Origin of the sequence: Halochromatium roseum (genome assembly GCF_016653315.1) — a bacterium.
GTDB lineage: Bacteria > Pseudomonadota > Gammaproteobacteria > Chromatiales > Chromatiaceae > Lamprobacter > Lamprobacter roseus.
In genome coordinates this window covers 1-16643 of the sequence record NZ_NHSH01000054.1, presented here as the reverse complement: position 1 = coordinate 16643, position 16643 = coordinate 1, and the positions used below count along the sequence as shown (strand labels likewise).

Genomic DNA, 16643 nt, shown 5'->3' with positions numbered 1-16643 from the left:
GCGACTCAGCCCTGCCGCAACGACATCACGTGGCGCACATCGTCCATGGTCTCGCGCGCCCGGTCGCGTGCACGCTCGCAACCCTCGTTGATGAACGAGCGCACCAGGTCGGGATCGGCTTCGAGCCGTTTGACCTCAGCCTGAATCGGCTCCAGCTCATTGCGCACGGCATCGATGATCGGCTGCTTGCACTCGATACAGCCAATACCGGCACTGCGGCAGCCCTGTTGCACCCAGTCTTTGATCTCGGTGTCCGAGTAGACCTCGTGGAACTGCCAGACCGGACAGATATCCGGATTACCCGGATCGGTGCGGCGCACACGCGCCGGATCGGTGGGCATGGTGCGCAGCTTTTGCTCGACCGCATCGGGATCATCCCGCAAGGCGATGGTATTGCCGTAGGACTTCGACATCTTCTGCCCATCCAGTCCTGGCATCTTCGCCGCCTTGGTCAGCAGCGGCGAGGGCTCCGGCAGGATCACACGGCCACCGCCTTCAAGATAACCGAGCAGCCGCTCGCGATCGGCGATGGTGATATTCGCCTGGCTTTCGAGCAAAGCACGCGCGACGTCGAGCGCCTCCTGATCACCCTGCTCCTGGTAGCGGCGCTTGAGCTGATCGAACATCTTCGCGTTCTTCTTGCCCATCTTGCGCTTGGCCTGCTCGGCCTGTTCCTCGAAGCCCGGCTCGCGGCCATAGATGTGATTGAAGCGGCGGGCGATCTCGCGCGTCATCTCGACATGCGCGACCTGATCCTCACCCACCGGCACCGCACCAGCCTTGTAGATCAGGATATCCGCGCTCTGCAGCAGTGGATAACCGAGGAAGCCATAGGTCGCCAGATCCTTCTCCTTCAGCTTCTCCTGTTGGTCTTTGTAGCTCGGCACCCGCTCGAGCCAGCCCAGCGGCGTGATCATCGACAGCAGCAAGTGCAGTTCGGCATGCTCGGGCACCCGCGACTGGATGAATAGGGTCGCGGCGCCAGCGCTGATGCCGCAGGCAAGCCAGTCGACGACCATGTCAAAGCTCGCCTGTGGGATCTGCGAGGGATCTTCATAGTCGGTGGTCAGCGCATGCCAGTCGGCAACGAAGAAGAAGCACTCATACTCATGCTGCAGCTCGATCCAGTTCTTGAGCACGCCGTGATAGTGGCCAAGATGCAGCTTGCCGGTCGGGCGCATGCCGGAGAGGACGCGATGGGTTTGATTCGGAGCAGAATTCAACGGCTTAGGGCCTTTACTGTTAGATCAGGTCAGAGAAGATCAAAATGGGAAATTAGAGAAGATCAAAGCGGGAAATTCGCTCGGATCAGGTCGGATGCGGGAATCACCGCAAACGCCGCCTGCACAATCGGGCGCAACACGATGCCAAGCAGCCCTGGCGGCTGTCCATTCGGCAACAACAACAGCGCGATCAAAATGATTAGCCCATAGGGCTCGAGTCGTGCAAAGCCACGCGCCAAGGGACGCGGCAGCAAGGCGCTGAGCACCCGGCCGCCATCGAGCGGCAGCAGCGGGATCATGTTGAGGGCCATCAAGAAGAGGTTGATCAGCACACCGATCAGGCACATCTGCACAACGGCACCCAGCACCGCGGCCGGCACCTCGATGAGGCCCAGCATCTGCCCCATCGAGTACAAGACCAACCCCCAACCGATCGCCATCAGCAGGTTCACGCCAGGCCCGGCGATCGCCACCAGCGCCATATCCCAGCGTGGATTCCGCAACCGGCGCCAGTCCACCGGTACCGGCTTGGCCCAGCCGAACAGGAAGGGCACGCCGAGCAGGGACTTGGAGCTGAGGTAGATGACCAGAGGCACCGCGACAGTGCCAACCGGGTCGATGTGCTTGATGGGGTTGAAGGTCACGCGCCCAAGCAGGGCCGCGGTCGGATCACCGAGCCGATTCGCCACCCAACCATGGGCGGCCTCATGCACGGTGATCGCGAACAGCACGGGTATCGCGATCAGTGCCACCATCAACAACGTTTCCGCAATCGCAGCCAAAGCGGTTAAAGCCCTCGTAGAAGAAACCGACGTAACCGACCCGAGGCAACGGCGCTAGTGCTCGAAGACCGCCGTATCACCCTTGCCCTCACGCACCACGACCGGTGGTTCTTGGGTCATATCCACAACCGTCGTCGGCTGATTGCCGCAAGGACCACCGTCGATGATCAGGTCGACACAGTGCCCGATCATCTCACGCATCTCCAAGACATCGTCCATCGGCTCCCTGTCGCCCGGCAGGATCAGCGTGGTGCTCAAGATCGGCTGATCCAGCTCCGTGAGCAGCGCCTGGGTGATCGGTGTCCCCGGAACACGGATGCCGATGGCTCGACGCTTCGGGTGTAATAACCGTCGCGGCACCTGCTTGGTCGCCTCAAAGATGAAGGTATAGGGTCCGGGCGTCAACGACTTGATCTGACGATAGGCCTGGTTATCGAGGCGAGCATAGGTCGCAATCTCGGAAAGATCACGGCAGACCAGCGTGAAGTGATGCTTGTCATCCACCCGTCGGATCATCCGAATACGATCCAACGCCGCCTTGTCGCCAAGCTGGCAGCCGAGCGCATAGGAGGAGTCGGTCGGATAGACAACGACGCCGCCAGACGCGAACGTCTCTGCCGCACGCCGAATCAGCCGCGACTGCGGATCTTGTGGATGGATCTCGAGAAACTGTGGCGAGCTGGCCATGAGCAGCGGTTTAGTCTTCAGGCGATGCCGAGTGTTGGGGATAAGACAGCTGTTGAGAGCATCTGCGAGCGCCGACCGGCGGCCTAGGCAACTGGCCGATCGCACTGCGACGCCCGCGCCATCACTCGCCCATGCCGATCGAGTCCGGCGAAGCCAGGCTGCTCCCAGATCGGCTGGCAGCCCTCGGGCAACGCCGGCAGGCGTCCAAGCTCAAGCCACGGGCTCTCAGGGCCATGATAGTCGGAGCCGGCCGAAGCCAATAGCCCTTGCTCACGCGCCCAGCGCGCAAAGGTGAAGTAATCATCTCGGCTATGACTGCCTGAGACCACCTCGATCCCGCGACCACCGCAGGCACGAAAGTCATCGAGCAGGCGCTTCATCTTTGAGCGCGTCAGCCCATAACGCGCTGGATGGGCGATCACGGCCTGTCCACCCGCAGCCCGAATCCAGCCGACCGCCTCTTCTAGCGTGGTCCACTGACCGGCGACGTGGCCCGGTTTGCCATTGACCAGAAAATGCTTGAACACAGAACGAAGGTCTTTGGCTGCGCCACGCTGAACCAGGAAACGCGCGAAATGAGTGCGACCAACCAGCTCGCCCGAAGCCTGCGCGCGGGCACCCTCGAGCGCACCTGGCCAACCGGCACGGTCCAGACGAGCGGCGATCTCGGCGGCCCGCTGTTCGCGGTAGGCCTGCAAACCGGCGAGGCCTGCGCGCAGCTTCGCGCAGGCGGGATCGACGTCCAGACCAACGATATGAACGGTGCGCCCACCCCAGGTCACCGAAACCTCGACACCGGAAACCAGTTTCAGCCCATGCTCGGTTGCTGCCTCAGCAGCCTCGTCGAGGCCTGCCAGGGTATCGTGATCGGTCAGCGCCAGCATCTCGACACCCTGCTGAGCGGCGCGGGCCATCAGGTCGCGCGGGGCCAAGGTTCCGTCAGAGGCGGTGGAATGCGTATGTAGGTCAGGCGTCTTCATCATTCGGTCATTCTACCTGATACGCCACAGCCGCCGTGCCTGCATCGGCAATACATCGGCAATGATGGTGTTGCGTAGAGCCGCAGCCAGATCACGCAACCAGATCACGGCAGGCGGCAAGGATGCTAGGATGCCGCCTCCTCGTCGGCGTGGCTGGTCATTGCGCGGCCCGCCTCGCGCCCATGCTGACTGAACATCTGCCGGTAAGCTCGCCCGGAAATCTGCCCTGAAACCTGCCCTGCAATCTGTCTGGACCCCCGCGATGAAGCTGCTCATCGACTTCTTTCCGATCCTCCTCTTTTTCGTCGCTTACAAGCTCTATGGCCTCTATGCGGCAACCATCACTGCCATCATCGCAGCGCTGGCGCAGGTCGCCTGGCTGCGCTGGCGGCATGGCCGTTTCGAGAAGATGCCCTTGATCACGCTTGGGCTGATCGTGGTCTTTGGCGGTCTCACGCTGCTGCTTCGCGATCCGATCTTCGTGATGTGGAAGCCAACCATCGTCAACTGGCTTTTTGCCGGCGCCTTTCTCGGCGGCAGCCTCATCGGCAAGCGACCCTTGATCGAACGCATGATGGGACACGCCGTCAGCGTGCCAGCGCCGATCTGGCGTCGGCTCAACTGGGCCTGGGTTCTGTTCTTCTTGGTCTCTGGCCTCGCCAACCTGTTTGTGGTCTATATCGGGAGTGGCTTCTATGCCGCCGAGCAGGCGCTGATCGCCGCGACCGGGGTCACCGCCATCGACTTGAGCGCCTGCGCCGATCAGTTCATCGGCCCGCAACGCGCGCTCTGCGAGACGGCGCATGCGAGCGAGTCGGTCTGGGTCAACTTCAAACTGTTCGGTATGATGGGCATGACGATCCTGTTCATCATCGGACAGGCATTCTACCTCGCGCGCTACATCCAGGATTCCGAGTCATCAGATTCCGAGCCATCCGATTCTGGACCGGCGCCCACCCCATCACCAGCGACCTCCGGAGACATCCGCTGATGCTCTATGCCATCATCAGCCGCGACCGGCCCGACAGCCTGTCACAACGCCGCGCCACGCGCCCGGCGCATCTCGAACGACTGCACGCACTGCAACAAGCTGGGCGGCTGATCCTAGCCGGACCACATCCCGCCATCGATGCATCAGACCCCGGCGAGGCGGGCTTTACCGGCTCATTGGTGGTGGCTGAGTTCAGCGACCTGCAGACCGCTCAAGCCTGGGCAGATGCCGACCCGTATGCACTGGCTGGTGTCTACGCCGAGGTGCAGGTCAAGCCATTCCTCAAGGTCCTGCCAGCTTGAGCAGGACACGACCCTGAAACACTCAACGCTAAACGCTCAACGCCAAACACGCAACGCTAAACACTCAACGCAAAACAACCAAGAAGGATCATCGTGTTATGAAACACCGCTTCATCACCGCTTCACTCTTAGCCGCCGTCATCTCCGTGCCCGCCTGCGCCCAGGAGGCCCAAGAGGCCAGTAACGACGAGACCCTGATCGCGACCGTCAACGGCCAGCCCTATCGGCTGGACCTATTTCGCGCCTATTACGGCGAGATCCTTGCTCAGCGAAACGGACAAGATAGCCCGCAACTCCAAGAGCAAGCCTTTAACGAGTTCATGAACATGATCGTCGCCTCGCAAGAGGGCGAAAAACGCGACGTCACCAACAATGCCGAGGTGCAGGCGGCGCTCGCACTGCAGCGCATGATGGTGCTCTCTGCAGCCGCCCTGCAGAGTATTGGCGCCGAAACCAACCCGAGCGAAGCCGAGCTCAAGCAGGCCTACGATGAACTCGTCGCGCAATCGCAACGCACCGAGTACAAGGCGCGCCACATCCTGCTCGACGACAAAGACAAGGCACAGGCCTTGATCGAACAGCTCGACGCCGCCAATGGCGAGGGCTTTGCGACCCTAGCCGAAGAAAATTCGCTCGGCCCAACCGCTGAGAAGGGAGGCGATCTCGGCTGGTTCGACTCTCGGCGCATGGTCAAGCCGTTTGCCGACGCCGTCGCTGAGATGGAGCCTGGCAGCTACTCGAAGCAACCCGTGCAGACCCAGTTCGGCTGGCACGTGATCCTGCTTGAAGAGACGCGGGCCGCCGAGCCGCCATCGTTGGAACAAGCCAAGCCTCAGCTTGAGGCCCTTCTGCGGCAGCGCAAGGTGGCCGAGGCGCTCGCCGAGCTGCGCAACAACGCCGATGTTCAGCTCAACGAAGAGGTGGTCACGGTGAAGGAAGCGCCTACCGAGGAATAATCAGCGAAAAGCGCAACGGACCGGCCTCGCGCCGGTCCTGAGTCGGTCTTAGCGTATCGCCGCTGACCTTGCGGCGTTACGTTAATCGCCAACAGCCGCACAGCGCCGTTCGACTTGGCGCGAGCCAACCTCCTGCAGCGGACGGGCATTGGAGCCGACGATCTGGGCGAGCCGGGCCAGGTCTGATGCGGCAATCTCGAGCGGCGTCTCGATCACATAACGATGCACACCCTCCTGACAAGGCGGACGCGTCATCGACCCCTCGTAGCGAAAATAGGCGCGCCGAGCCGGCAGCAGGAACAGGGCATTGACACCGATGTTGCGTCCATAAGCGTTCTTCCCCGCCACCAAGGGCGCATTGTCGAGGATGCGCCGCAGGGTCTGGTTAGAGCGGTTACCAGCCTCGATCGACACCGAAACAACCGCAATGTCGCCCCGGTTGTTGCCATGGATCAGCTCGATCTCGCCGTCGGAGAGACGACCATCGATCGCGTGCTCGCCGGGCACATGAAAGCGGAGTTCGACCAGTTCATAGCTGAGCCCGTCGATCACCAAATAGCTGCCCCGGTCGTAGCCGAGTCTGAGCGCGTTGCCGTCGTTCACCAGGTGCAGGGAGCTGCTCCGATACCGGAACCGCAGCGGGGTGCAGGGTTGAAGCAGCGTTGCTGCGGTCTCAATAGGGATCGGTGACTGGAGCCGCCCAGAGGCGCAGCGGTCATAGGCGGTGTTCAAATCGGCCCAATGGCCGGGTCCTTGCGCACCACTGTAGGACCAATCCGGAACCGATCCCGACAGATTGGAGCTTCGCGCCTGCCAAGCATGAGCGTTTGCCGCCAACAGCAGAAACGCAGCACCGCTCACATAGAGGGCGCGCCGCCAGCCCAGGCGATGAAGCGTTTGTTTCACGGTCACCAACGGCACAGGCAGAAAAACAGGGGCAAACCGACTCATCGCCATCTCAACCTCCTGCAAGTGGCAGCTCGCGCGCGCCTCAGTTACCGCTCGGCTTCTCAGTGCGTCGAATGCCTGCAATCGGCACCACCTGGGCTGATTGCGGTTGATCTACATAGTAAGGCCGATCTCCCCCCCGCCCCTCACTGTCCGCGAGTTCTTTCTCGCGCGCTGCAATCAATGACAAGCAGGCACGAACATCACCGATGGTGTTCTCGGACAGCGGATGTTTCATCCCAGGCGGTGGGGTTACATCCTTGACGATCGCGCCAAGCGTCTTGCGCATCGCCACGAGGATCTGTTGCTCTTTGCTCAACTCAGACATCATCATAATCTCATCAGGGGTGGAGTGGTATGGACTCGGCCGGGTTCTTCCGTCATCCGCCGACATCTGCCTAGTCAGAGATCGGGACGCAAACCGCCAAATTCAGCAGTCACCGAGGTGCTTTTTGGTTTCGTCCCGATCGTCGCTGCCAGATGCCACTCAATCCGCTTCATTCGCGTCGTCGATCGATGCGGGTTCGAGCAGCGCGCGCAGTCGATCATCATCGATCATCTCGACCCCAAGCGCTTCGGCCCGAGCCAGCTTACTGCCCGGATCAGCCCCAGCGATGAGCAGATCGGTCTTCTTCGAGAGGCTGCTGGTCACCTTGGCCCCGAGTGCTTCGAGCCGCGCCTTGATCTGCTCACGGGGCTGGCTCAGGGTGCCGGTGATCACGACCGTCTTGCCAAACACCGGGCTGGTCTCATCGAGCGCTTCGGCCTCAGCCCCAGAGTTCGGTCGCTCCCAGGTGATCGCACCGATCTCCGGCGAGCGCAGCTTGGCGATGACCTCGCGATTATGCGGCTGCGAAAAGAACGCCTGGATGTGCGCGGCAACCACTGGGCCAATGCCCTCGACCGGCAGCAGTGCCGCAACGGGGGCATCCATCAGCGCATCGAGATCGCGAAAGTGCGCCGCCAGCGCACGCGCCGTCGCCTCACCCACCTCACGAATGCCGAGCGCATAGATGAAGCGCGCCAAGCGCGTGTGGCGACGCTTGTCGAGCGCGGCGAGCAGATTCGCAGCCGATTTCTCAGCCATGCGCTCGAGTCCGCTCAGCTGCTCCTGACTGAGCTGGTAGAGATCCGCCGGGTCCTGCACCAGACCGCGCTCAACCAACTGGTCGACCAGTTTATCGCCAAGGCCCTCGATATCCATCGCCCGCCGTGAGGCAAAATGCTTGATCGCCTCCTTGCGCTGCGCCGCGCAGAACAGCCCACCGGTGCAGCGCGCCACCGCCTCCCCCTCCGCTCGCAGAACATCGGATTCACAGACAGGACACTGCGCCGGCAACTGCACCGGCGCTGTACCCGACGGACGGCGCTCCGGCAGCACCCGCACCACCTCCGGAATCACATCACCGGCGCGGCGGATATAGACGGTGTCTCCCACGCGAACGTCCTTGCGATGCACCTCATCGATGTTGTGCAACGTGGCATTGGAGACGGTGACGCCAGCCACATCCACCGGCGCCAGCCGCGCGACCGGCGTCAGCGCCCCGGTGCGGCCAACCTGAAACTCGATCGCCTCGACGGTGGTCAGCTCCTCCTGGGCCGGAAATTTGTAAGCGATCGCCCAGCGTGGCGCACGCGACACGAAGCCAAGCTGCTCCTGATCCTCACGCCGATCGACCTTGAACACCACGCCATCGATCGCGTAGGCCAGCCGCTCTCGGCGCTCAGCCATCGCCGCATGATAGGCCATGCAGCCATCAAGCCCCTCGACGACGCGCTGCTCCGGCGAGACCGGCAGCCCCCAGCCGGCGATGCGCGCCAGGCTATCGCTGTGGCTATCGGACCAAGGCGCCCCCTCGACCGCGCCCAAGCCATAACACAACATGCTCAACCCGCGCGCGGCGGTGACCCGTGGATCGAGCTGGCGAAGACTTCCGGCAGCCGCGTTGCGTGGATTAGCAAAGGTCTTGCCGCCCTCGCGCTGGGTATGGGCATTGATGGCGGCGAAGCGCTCGTAGGTCAGGAAGACCTCGCCACGCACCTCCAACAGGGCCGGCCACTGGCGATCACCCTCGGAAGAACGCAACCGCAGCGGGACCGATTGGATGGTCCGCACCTGGGCGGTCACGTCCTCGCCACGATGACCATCGCCGCGGGTCGCGCCTTGGACCAAGACCCCATCCTCGTACAGCAGGCTGACCGCAAGCCCATCCAGCTTCGGCTCCGCTGAGTAGCGCACCCGCTCAAGGCCAAGCCCCTCACGCACCCGTCGATCGAACTCGCGCAACTCCTGCGCGTCGAGCGCATTGTTCAACGACAGCATCGGCAGCCGATGTTCAACCTCGGCGAAGCGCTCCAGCGGCGCGGCACCGACCCGCTGCGTCGGCGAGTCTGGCGTGATCAGCTCCGGGTAACGCGCCTCTAGCGCCTGTAGCTCGCGCAGCAGACGGTCGTACTCGGCGTCTGGAATCTCCGGATCATCGAGGACGTAGTAGCGATAATTATGATGCTCGAGTTCGCGACGCAGGACCTCAGCCCGATCCCGATCAGAGGTCGGCACCGTCATCGGCGAACCGCAGGCGGATCATCCCCGCTCTCAGCGTCGACCGGTCTGGAACCCTCGCTTTGGCTCGATCCATCACCGCTGATCAAGGCATCCGCACGGTCGTTGATCAAGCTGAGCAGCTCGATCCGATAGCCCTCCCAGGCCTCCTCGTCGAACGGGCGGCGGTTCGGCAGCAACAGATCGCCGCCCAGCTCATCGGCCATCGTCCGGGCGCTTTGCACAAGCTCGTCGTAGACCATCAGGTCACTCGGCATCCCCTTGAGCTCGGCGAAGAGCGCCACCCCTGGCGTGCTGAAGCGCGCCATCGCATCGAACGGAAAGGTTCCGGGGTTGACCAGATTGGCCATACTGAAGCGTGTGCGCTCGCTGCTACGATCGAGGTTGCGGCGATGATAGATATCCATCTCCCCCGGGGTCAGGTGCTGTCGCTCAGCGGCCGCCTGCACGGCCGAGCCGTCGAAATGTTGATCGCGAGCGACCAAGAACAGTTGCACCAGCAGACCCTCTTCAGTCGTCGCCGAGCGCGACGACGGGCGTTGCTCTTGCATCCTGGATGCCGCTGCCTTGACCCGCTCTGGCGCGTCTAAGCCGCCATCACCGGCTCGCGCAGGCGCAGCATCATCGGCGTTGGAATCATCATCCGTCGCCGCCGACGCACCAGCAACACTGGCGCCAGGGCGCGTCCCAGAAGCACCAGCGGTATCAGAGGCAACCTCGTCAAGCACCACCCCATCGGCAACATGCCGGCCAAAGCTCGGCTCACGGCGCCATGCAGCCGCCGACGGCTGCCGCTTGCGCTTGTCGAGATCGTCGGACTGCGTCTCTCTCTCGATCCGCCGCCGCTCCCAATAGTACAGGGCGACCAGCAGCAAGGTGCCGAGGACGATCAGAATGATTCTTAGAGTGCCAGCATCCATGGGTTCACATTCGATGCAGAGTGATGAGTCAGTATATCAGCGCATTGGTCGCACTTCTGCAGCCCTTCTGCGGAAGGTCGAGCCCGGGGGTCAAGAGGCGGCCACCATGCGCGCGGCCTGCTCCACATCAACTGAGACCAGGCGCGAGCAGCCGGGCTCGTGCATCGTAATCCCAAGTAGCTGATCCGCCAATTCCATCGTCACCTTATTATGGGTGATAAAGATGAACTGGATCTGATCCGACATCGAGCGCACCAACTCGCAGAAGCGCCCGACATTGGCATCATCCAGCGGCGCATCGACCTCGTCGAGCATACAGAAGGGTGCCGGATTGAGCTGGAAGATAGCAAACACCAAGGCCACCGCCGTCAGCGCCTTCTCACCGCCCGAGAGCATGTGGATGGTGGCATTGCGCTTGCCGGGCGGACGCGCCATGATCGAGACGCCGGTGTCGAGCAGATCCTCGCCAGTCAGCTCCAGGTAGGCATTGCCACCGCCGAAGACGCGCGGGAACAGCTCCTGCAGACCACTGTTGATGCGATCGAAGGTCTCCTTGAACCGACTCCGAGTCTCACGATCGATCTTGCGGATCGCCGACTCCAGCGTCTCCAGCGCGGTGCTGATATCGGCATGCTGCTCTTCGAGATAGCGCATGCGCTCAGACTGCTCTTGAAACTCATCGATGGCGGCTAGGTTGATGTTGCCGAGCCGGCCAATGCGCGTTTTGACCGCTTCTAGCTCCAGTTCCCAGCGCTCGACAAGCCCATTGTCGGCGAGCTGCTCCGCGAGCAGCTCCGGCTGCATCGCCTCGAGCACCGCCTGCGGTGAAGCCTCGCGCGCGCGCAGCTGTTCTTCAACCGTCTGCCGACGCACCAGCAGCTCTTGCCGCTGCAGGCGCGCGGCATCGAGTTCCTGTCGCTCCGCATTGAGCGATTGCTCGAGCCCGTGGCGGCGCTGCTCGGAGGCGCGAATCTGGGCGTCGACCTCCTCCATGCGCTGGCGCGTCGCGTTCAGCTCCTGCTCGACCAGCAGACGTTGCTCGAGCTGCTCATCCAGGCGCTCCTGCTGCTCCAGCGCGGGCTCCGCGGCCTCGGTCAGCGCTTCCGCCAGCTCATCGCGGCGTGCCTCGAGATTGGCGACACGCTCGCTGGCACGCTCGAGATTCGCCGCCAGCCCGGCCTGCGATGCACGCCGCGTCTCGGTGGCAACCTCCAAGCGTTGCACCTCATCGCGCAACGCTGTCTCTTCGCGTCGCAGCTCGGTCACGGCAGCACGCCGCGGCTCGCGCTCAGCGGCTAGGCCATCGCGGCGCTCGGTCAGCTGCTCGCTGCGCTCGAGGGCCGCATGCAGACGCTCGCGGCCAAGCTCCATCGCCTCCTCCATCTCGGCGCAGCCTTCCTGCAGCGCCAGTTGCTCATCGGCCAGCGCGGCGCGGCGCTCGCGCAGATGGGTCAAGCGCGCCCGCGCCGCGCCTTGCTCGGCATCCAGTGACGCCCGATCACGGCTCAAGCGGGCAAGATCCTCATGCGCATCGTTGCGCGCCTGCTCCAACTCGACGCGGCGCAGCGCCAAGACCTCCTGCTCGTCCGCCAGCCCTGCGATCACCTCTTCGAGCTCATCAGCGGCGACCACAAGGGCCTTCATCTCCTCGGCGCGCGCGATACTGCCACCGACATCGGTCGCATCCTGAGCGCCTTGCCCCGGCGCCTTGACCCAGCCCGGCCCAACCAAGAATCCATCGCGGGTGACGATACGCTGCCCGCCGCTCAGCTCCGGACGCCGAGCCAGCGCCTGCTCGCGACTCTCAGCCACATCGATGCCCGCGAGCAGCTGCGCCAAGACCGAAGGGCCGCGCACCAGGGCCGCCAGCCCCGCTGTGCCAGCCGGCGCCGAGCCAACCCAGTCGACCTGGGAGGCATCGTTCTCGAACAGCATCAGGGCCTCGCTCTCGAGCGAGCGCACCAGAACGTCCAGCTCGGCGACCGAAACGGCCGCAAGCGCGCTGCTCAGGACCACCTCAACCGCGGTCTCCCAGCCAGCGGTGACCTCGATCTGATCCAGCAAGCGCGGTGCCTGGGTCAGATCGCAGCGATCGATCCAGGCCGCGACCGCCTCATCCGGGTTCTCCAAGGCCGCATCCTGTAGCGCCTCGAGCGAGGCCAGACGACCGCGGGTGGTCTGCAACTCGGTGCGAGCGGCATCGAGACGCCCACTCAGCTCGCCCCGCGTCGACTCCGCCTCGCGCAGCGCCGCGGCCGCGCGCTCTTGTGCATCAGCGGCGAGACGCAGCCGCTCATCGAGCCCATCAGACCGCTCATCGAGCGCGGCCAAGCGGTCTTCCAGCTCGCCGGTCTCGAGCCGGCCCATTTCGTCATCGATGCGGTTGCTGCGCTCGCGATCTTGCGCCAGACGCTGCTCGAGATGATTGAGGGTTGAGCGCTCGTGCTGCGCCTCGGCCGAGGGTGCGGCGATCTCGAGCTGAATGGCATCCCAGGCCTGCTGCCAGGTCTCGAGCTGATCTTCGGCCTCGGCCAGCCGCTCGCGCAGGTCATCGAGGCGTTCACGCCCCTCCTCGAGCAACGGCATGTCACGCTCGAGCTCCGCATCCAGCTCGGCCTGGCGCGACTGATCCCGCTCCTGCTGGCCGCTGGCCTCATCCAGCTCACGTCGCACCGAGCCCAGCTCGCGCTCCTGGCGCTGCCGAGTCTCGGCCGCGAACTGCAGCGCCTGCTCGAGCCGGGCGATCTCGGAGCCAGCCGCGTACCAGCGCCCTTGCACGCCGTTGAAAGCCTCTGAGACCTCAGCATGCAGCGCTCGCTGCGCCTCGATCTCGGCCTCAAGCCGGCGCAAGGCTGTCTGGTCGGCCTCCAACCGCACCTCGGCCTCCCCGATGACCCGGTCCTGACGCTCCAGGCCCTGATCCAGCTCACGCCACTGCAGCGCGGCCAACTCATCGCTCAGGCGGCGCTCGTCCTCTTTCAGGGCGCGATACTTGGCTGCGGTCGCGGCCTGACGCTCCAGATGCTGCAGCTGCTTACCGACCTCATCGCGCAAATCCTGGAGCCGTTCTAGGTTCTCACGCGTATGGCGCATCCGGTTCTCGGTCTCACGCCGCCGCTCCTTGTATTTGGAGATACCGGCCGCCTCCTCGATGAACAGCCGCAGCTCCTCCGGCTTGGCTTCGATGAAGCGCGAGATCATGCCCTGCTCGATGATCGCGTAGCTGCGCGGCCCGAGGCCAGTACCAAGGAAGAGATCTTGGATATCGCGCCGCCGACAGCGAGCGCCGTTCAGGAAATAGCTCGACTGCCCGTCGCGCGAGACCTGTCGCTTGACCGCGATCTGAGCAAAACGCGCAAACTCGCCACCAGCACGCCCATCACTGTTATCGAACACTAGCTCGATATGGGCCAAGCCAACCGGCTTACGCGAGCTGCTGCCGTTAAAGATGACATCCGCCATCGACTGACCACGCAGCATCTTCGCCGAGCTCTCGCCCATGACCCAGCGCACCGCATCGATGACGTTCGACTTGCCACAGCCATTCGGCCCCACAACGCCGACCCGGTTACTTGGGAAGGGCACGGTCGTCGGGTCGACGAAGGACTTGAATCCAGCCAGCTTGATCTTTTCCAGTCGCATCGGCGAACGATACTGGAGGCCTCAGTGGCCGACAAGCGGTCAGTATCGACCCACCTCCGACATCGGCCATCCGCTAGAGCCCTATAAACCGGTCGTCGCCAACCCAGGATCGATCTCTGCGCTAGTTCCTTTGTGCCGCCCCGAGAGGTTCCAAGCGGCGTCCTTGGTGAGTGAAGACATACAGCCCCGAGCCAACGATGATGGCGGCGCCGAGACCGGTGACGAGGTCCGGAATCTCGCTGAAGACGAGCCAACCGAGCAGCGTTGCACTCAGGATCTCGAGATACTGAAACGGTGCCAGCACCCCGGCGCCGGCCCGCTGCAGCGCCAGTGCGGTGAGCACATTGGTCGCCGCCGCAATGGCGCCAACCCCCAGCAGCAGCGGCCAGACGCCGAGCGAAGCAAGCACCATCAGCCCAGCCATTGGGCGCGCCGACACCGGCGCCTGACCCATCAGTCCGACGCCCATGATCAGGAGGAGCACCAGCGCTGCGGCGGCTCCGGTCCAGAACGCCAGTGTCAACGCATCATCGCGCCCACCGACGACCCGCGTCAGCGCCAAGAAACCGGCGAAGAAGGCGCCCGCGGCAACCGGGAAGATCGCGGCTGGCCCATACGCAGCCCAATTCGGGCGCAAGACGATCAGCGCCCCAACGAGGCCGACGACCACCGCCAGCCACTGTCGCCCGGACACCGGCTCGCGCAAGGCAACCGCTGAGATCAAGGTCAATAGCAAGGGTTCGATGAAGAACAGCGCAGTGTTGTTGGCCAGCGGGAGATATTGCAGTCCTGAAAACAAGAAGATCACCGCCAGACCAATCAGCGTCCCGAGCGCCAGGTGGCGAATACCAGGCGGCGGCAGTCGACCAGCCTTATAGACCAACAACACTGGCAACAGCAGCAGGGATTGGAAAAGGAAGCGCGCGGCTCCGATCTGAACCGGCGTTAGCTCCGCGGTGAGAAATTTCGCGAGTGCGTCGCTGATTGGGAACAGCAGCATCGCGATGGTCATCAACAGCATGCCGACCTCGATCTCGCGACGATGATGCTGGGGCGCAGCAAGATTCATTAAGACCGCCGCCGCCAACTAGCTCGGTGCATGCCCGGCCGGCCATAGCGCGTGAAAATGATGCGTCGGCCCCTGCCCTTGGCCGACATCGAGCGCGTCAGCATGCGCGATGGCAGCGGCGACATACGCCTTGGCGCGCCGAGCGGCCGTGGCGAGGTCGAGCGACGAGTCAGCGCCGATCGCAAGCTGCGCAGCGAGCGCCGAGGAGAGCGTGCAACCGGTGCCGTGGGTGTTCTTGGTTGGGATACGCTCGGCTTCCAGCCAAACGCCTGCGTAGGCCGTGGCCAAATAATCCGGGCTTGCCGCCCCGCTCAGATGGCCACCCTTCAGCAGCACCGCGGAAGGCCCGAGAGCCAGCAACCGCTCGGCGAGTGCCGGCATCGCCGCTGGATCAGTCAGCTCTGGCTCCTCGAGCAACGCCGCCGCCTCCGGCAAGTTCGGCGTCAGGATAGTCGCCAATGGCAGCAAGCGCTCAATGAGGGTTCGGATGGCAGCTTCGGAAAGCAGTCGATCGCCACCCTTGGCCACCATCACCGGGTCCAACACGATGCGCTGCGCATCATGGCGCGCAAGCGCCTCGGCTACGGCCAGCGTGATCCCGGGCGAGCCGAGCATGCCGATCTTCACCGCATCGACACGGATATCCTCGAATACCATGTCGATCTGGGCTGTGACAAACTCCGGCGCGATCAACTGCACCCCGCGGACCCCACGGGTATTCTGCGCTGTCAGCGCCGTGATCGCCGCCATCGCATAGACGCCATTGGCCGAGATCGCCTTGATATCAGCCTGGATACCGGCCCCGCCGGACGGGTCGGAGCCGGCGATCGCGAGGACATGCTGGGTCTTACTCATAACGTAATAAGGGAGAAACATCTTATCGCCCAACGCCAGCCTCAGCCGCCGCGAGCGTAGCGAGCGGCGGACTAGAAGCGTTTATTAGGCGATTGATTGCACGTTGATTCAGCGCTTAGAAATTCATCCCGACTCATTTGATTCATCAGTTAACCGAATGTAGATGTCTGTTTCGCCCCTGTTCTTTTGCCAAATAGAGTGCTTCGTCGGCCTTCTCAATCAGTTTTTTAAGGTCTATTTCACGTGAAGGTACCATTGAAGCCGTGCCAATACTGATGGTGATATGCTTTGCAACCAGAGAAGCTGTGTTAGACTTGTGACTAAATAATATTTTTTTATTTTTCAGTAACCTGACGAGCATTCTTTCAGTAAGTTTTTTCAAAACAACAGCTTAACCTTGAAAAGTTATAATTCGACCCTAATAATAATTGAATGGCAACCATTTTTTAATAAAACTCAAAATGAGAAAATTCAAATCGATCAATATCAGAAACAAGCGGCAATTTCTTGCTTTCACAGGGGTTTCTGAAGAGGATTTTGATAAATTGCTGATTGAGTTCACTCGCGCTCTCGATCAAGATAGGCGAAAAAATTACCAAAAAAATCGAGCAAGCCGTCAAAGACGTCCGGGTGGTGGACGTTTAGGTGTTTTATCTACTCCTGAGCTAAAACTTTTCTTTGTTTTTTTTTACTTAAAGAACTACCCAACCTTCGATATTCTTGGT

The 16643-nt window shown here is 62.6% G+C and carries 16 protein-coding genes; 4 read left to right on the top strand and 12 right to left on the bottom strand.

The genetic code is table 11. The features are described from left to right. Positions 1 to 5 precede the first annotated feature (5 nt). The 4 genes from CCR96_RS10760 to CCR96_RS10745 form a co-directional block, all read right to left on the bottom strand. Positions 6 to 1223, bottom strand: coding sequence for a tryptophan--tRNA ligase (locus tag CCR96_RS10760; RefSeq protein ID WP_201220133.1), 1218 nt, complete (start codon positions 1221 to 1223; stop codon positions 6 to 8). Between the two features lie 62 nt (positions 1224 to 1285). After that, the gene (locus tag CCR96_RS10755; protein WP_201220132.1) at positions 1286 to 1978 is read right to left on the bottom strand and encodes a site-2 protease family protein; all 693 of its coding nucleotides are present in this window, start codon (positions 1976 to 1978) and stop codon (positions 1286 to 1288) included. A gap of 81 nt (positions 1979 to 2059) precedes the next feature. Beyond that, positions 2060 to 2692: an L-threonylcarbamoyladenylate synthase gene (locus tag CCR96_RS10750; protein ID WP_201220131.1), complete on the bottom strand. Its 633-nt coding sequence runs from the start codon at positions 2690 to 2692 to the stop codon at positions 2060 to 2062. A gap of 83 nt (positions 2693 to 2775) precedes the next feature. Continuing rightward, positions 2776 to 3675 (bottom strand): PHP domain-containing protein, encoded by a 900-nt coding sequence (locus CCR96_RS10745; RefSeq protein WP_201220130.1) that lies wholly within the window; start codon positions 3673 to 3675, stop codon positions 2776 to 2778. A 259-nt stretch (positions 3676 to 3934) separates the two neighbouring features. Between CCR96_RS10745 and CCR96_RS10740 the strand changes: the two genes are divergently transcribed. From CCR96_RS10740 to CCR96_RS10730, 3 genes are all read left to right on the top strand, one after another. Beyond that, positions 3935 to 4663, top strand: a complete 729-nt coding sequence (locus CCR96_RS10740) for a septation protein A (RefSeq protein ID WP_201220129.1) — start codon at positions 3935 to 3937, stop codon at positions 4661 to 4663. Further along, positions 4663 to 4965 carry a YciI family protein gene (locus tag CCR96_RS10735; RefSeq protein WP_201220128.1) on the top strand — a complete coding sequence of 101 codons (303 nt, stop codon included), beginning with the start codon at positions 4663 to 4665 and terminating at the stop codon, positions 4963 to 4965. Before CCR96_RS10740 ends, CCR96_RS10735 begins: the two co-directional genes overlap by 1 nt. Before the next feature lie 98 nt (positions 4966 to 5063). Then, on the top strand, positions 5064 to 5921 hold the full coding sequence (locus CCR96_RS10730) for a peptidylprolyl isomerase (protein ID WP_201220127.1): 858 nt from the start codon (positions 5064 to 5066) through the stop codon (positions 5919 to 5921). Between the two features lie 81 nt (positions 5922 to 6002). On the opposite strand, the gene CCR96_RS10725 is transcribed toward CCR96_RS10730, so the two are convergent. From CCR96_RS10725 to CCR96_RS25540, 8 genes are all read right to left on the bottom strand, one after another. Beyond that, positions 6003 to 6872: a carbonic anhydrase gene (locus CCR96_RS10725; RefSeq protein ID WP_201220126.1), complete on the bottom strand. Its 870-nt coding sequence runs from the start codon at positions 6870 to 6872 to the stop codon at positions 6003 to 6005. A gap of 40 nt (positions 6873 to 6912) precedes the next feature. Then, the gene (locus CCR96_RS10720) at positions 6913 to 7197 is read right to left on the bottom strand and encodes a segregation and condensation protein A (protein WP_201220125.1); all 285 of its coding nucleotides are present in this window, start codon (positions 7195 to 7197) and stop codon (positions 6913 to 6915) included. A 159-nt stretch (positions 7198 to 7356) separates the two neighbouring features. Further along, on the bottom strand, positions 7357 to 9435 hold the full coding sequence (gene ligA, locus CCR96_RS10715; RefSeq protein ID WP_201220124.1) for an NAD-dependent DNA ligase LigA: 2079 nt from the start codon (positions 9433 to 9435) through the stop codon (positions 7357 to 7359). Continuing rightward, positions 9432 to 10352, bottom strand: a complete 921-nt coding sequence (locus CCR96_RS10710; RefSeq protein WP_201220123.1) for a cell division protein ZipA — start codon at positions 10350 to 10352, stop codon at positions 9432 to 9434. Before CCR96_RS10710 ends, ligA begins: the two co-directional genes overlap by 4 nt. A 90-nt stretch (positions 10353 to 10442) precedes the next feature. After that, complete coding sequence (smc, locus tag CCR96_RS10705) at positions 10443 to 13994, bottom strand: chromosome segregation protein SMC (protein WP_201220122.1); 3552 nt, start codon at positions 13992 to 13994, stop codon at positions 10443 to 10445. 121 nt (positions 13995 to 14115) lie between these two features. Beyond that, entirely contained in the window at positions 14116 to 15063 is a 948-nt protein-coding gene (locus CCR96_RS10700; RefSeq protein ID WP_201220121.1) for a DMT family transporter, read from the bottom strand. An 18-nt stretch (positions 15064 to 15081) separates the two neighbouring features. Then, on the bottom strand, positions 15082 to 15951 hold the full coding sequence (thiD, locus tag CCR96_RS10695) for a bifunctional hydroxymethylpyrimidine kinase/phosphomethylpyrimidine kinase (protein ID WP_274601104.1): 870 nt from the start codon (positions 15949 to 15951) through the stop codon (positions 15082 to 15084). A gap of 112 nt (positions 15952 to 16063) precedes the next feature. Then, complete coding sequence (locus CCR96_RS25540; protein ID WP_201220120.1) at positions 16064 to 16300, bottom strand: diguanylate cyclase; 237 nt, start codon at positions 16298 to 16300, stop codon at positions 16064 to 16066. Positions 16301 to 16379: 79 nt separating this feature from the next. Between CCR96_RS25540 and CCR96_RS10685 the strand changes: the two genes are divergently transcribed. After that, positions 16380 to 16643 (top strand): hypothetical protein (locus CCR96_RS10685; protein WP_201220119.1); only part of this gene is annotated, 264 nt, incomplete at its 3' end.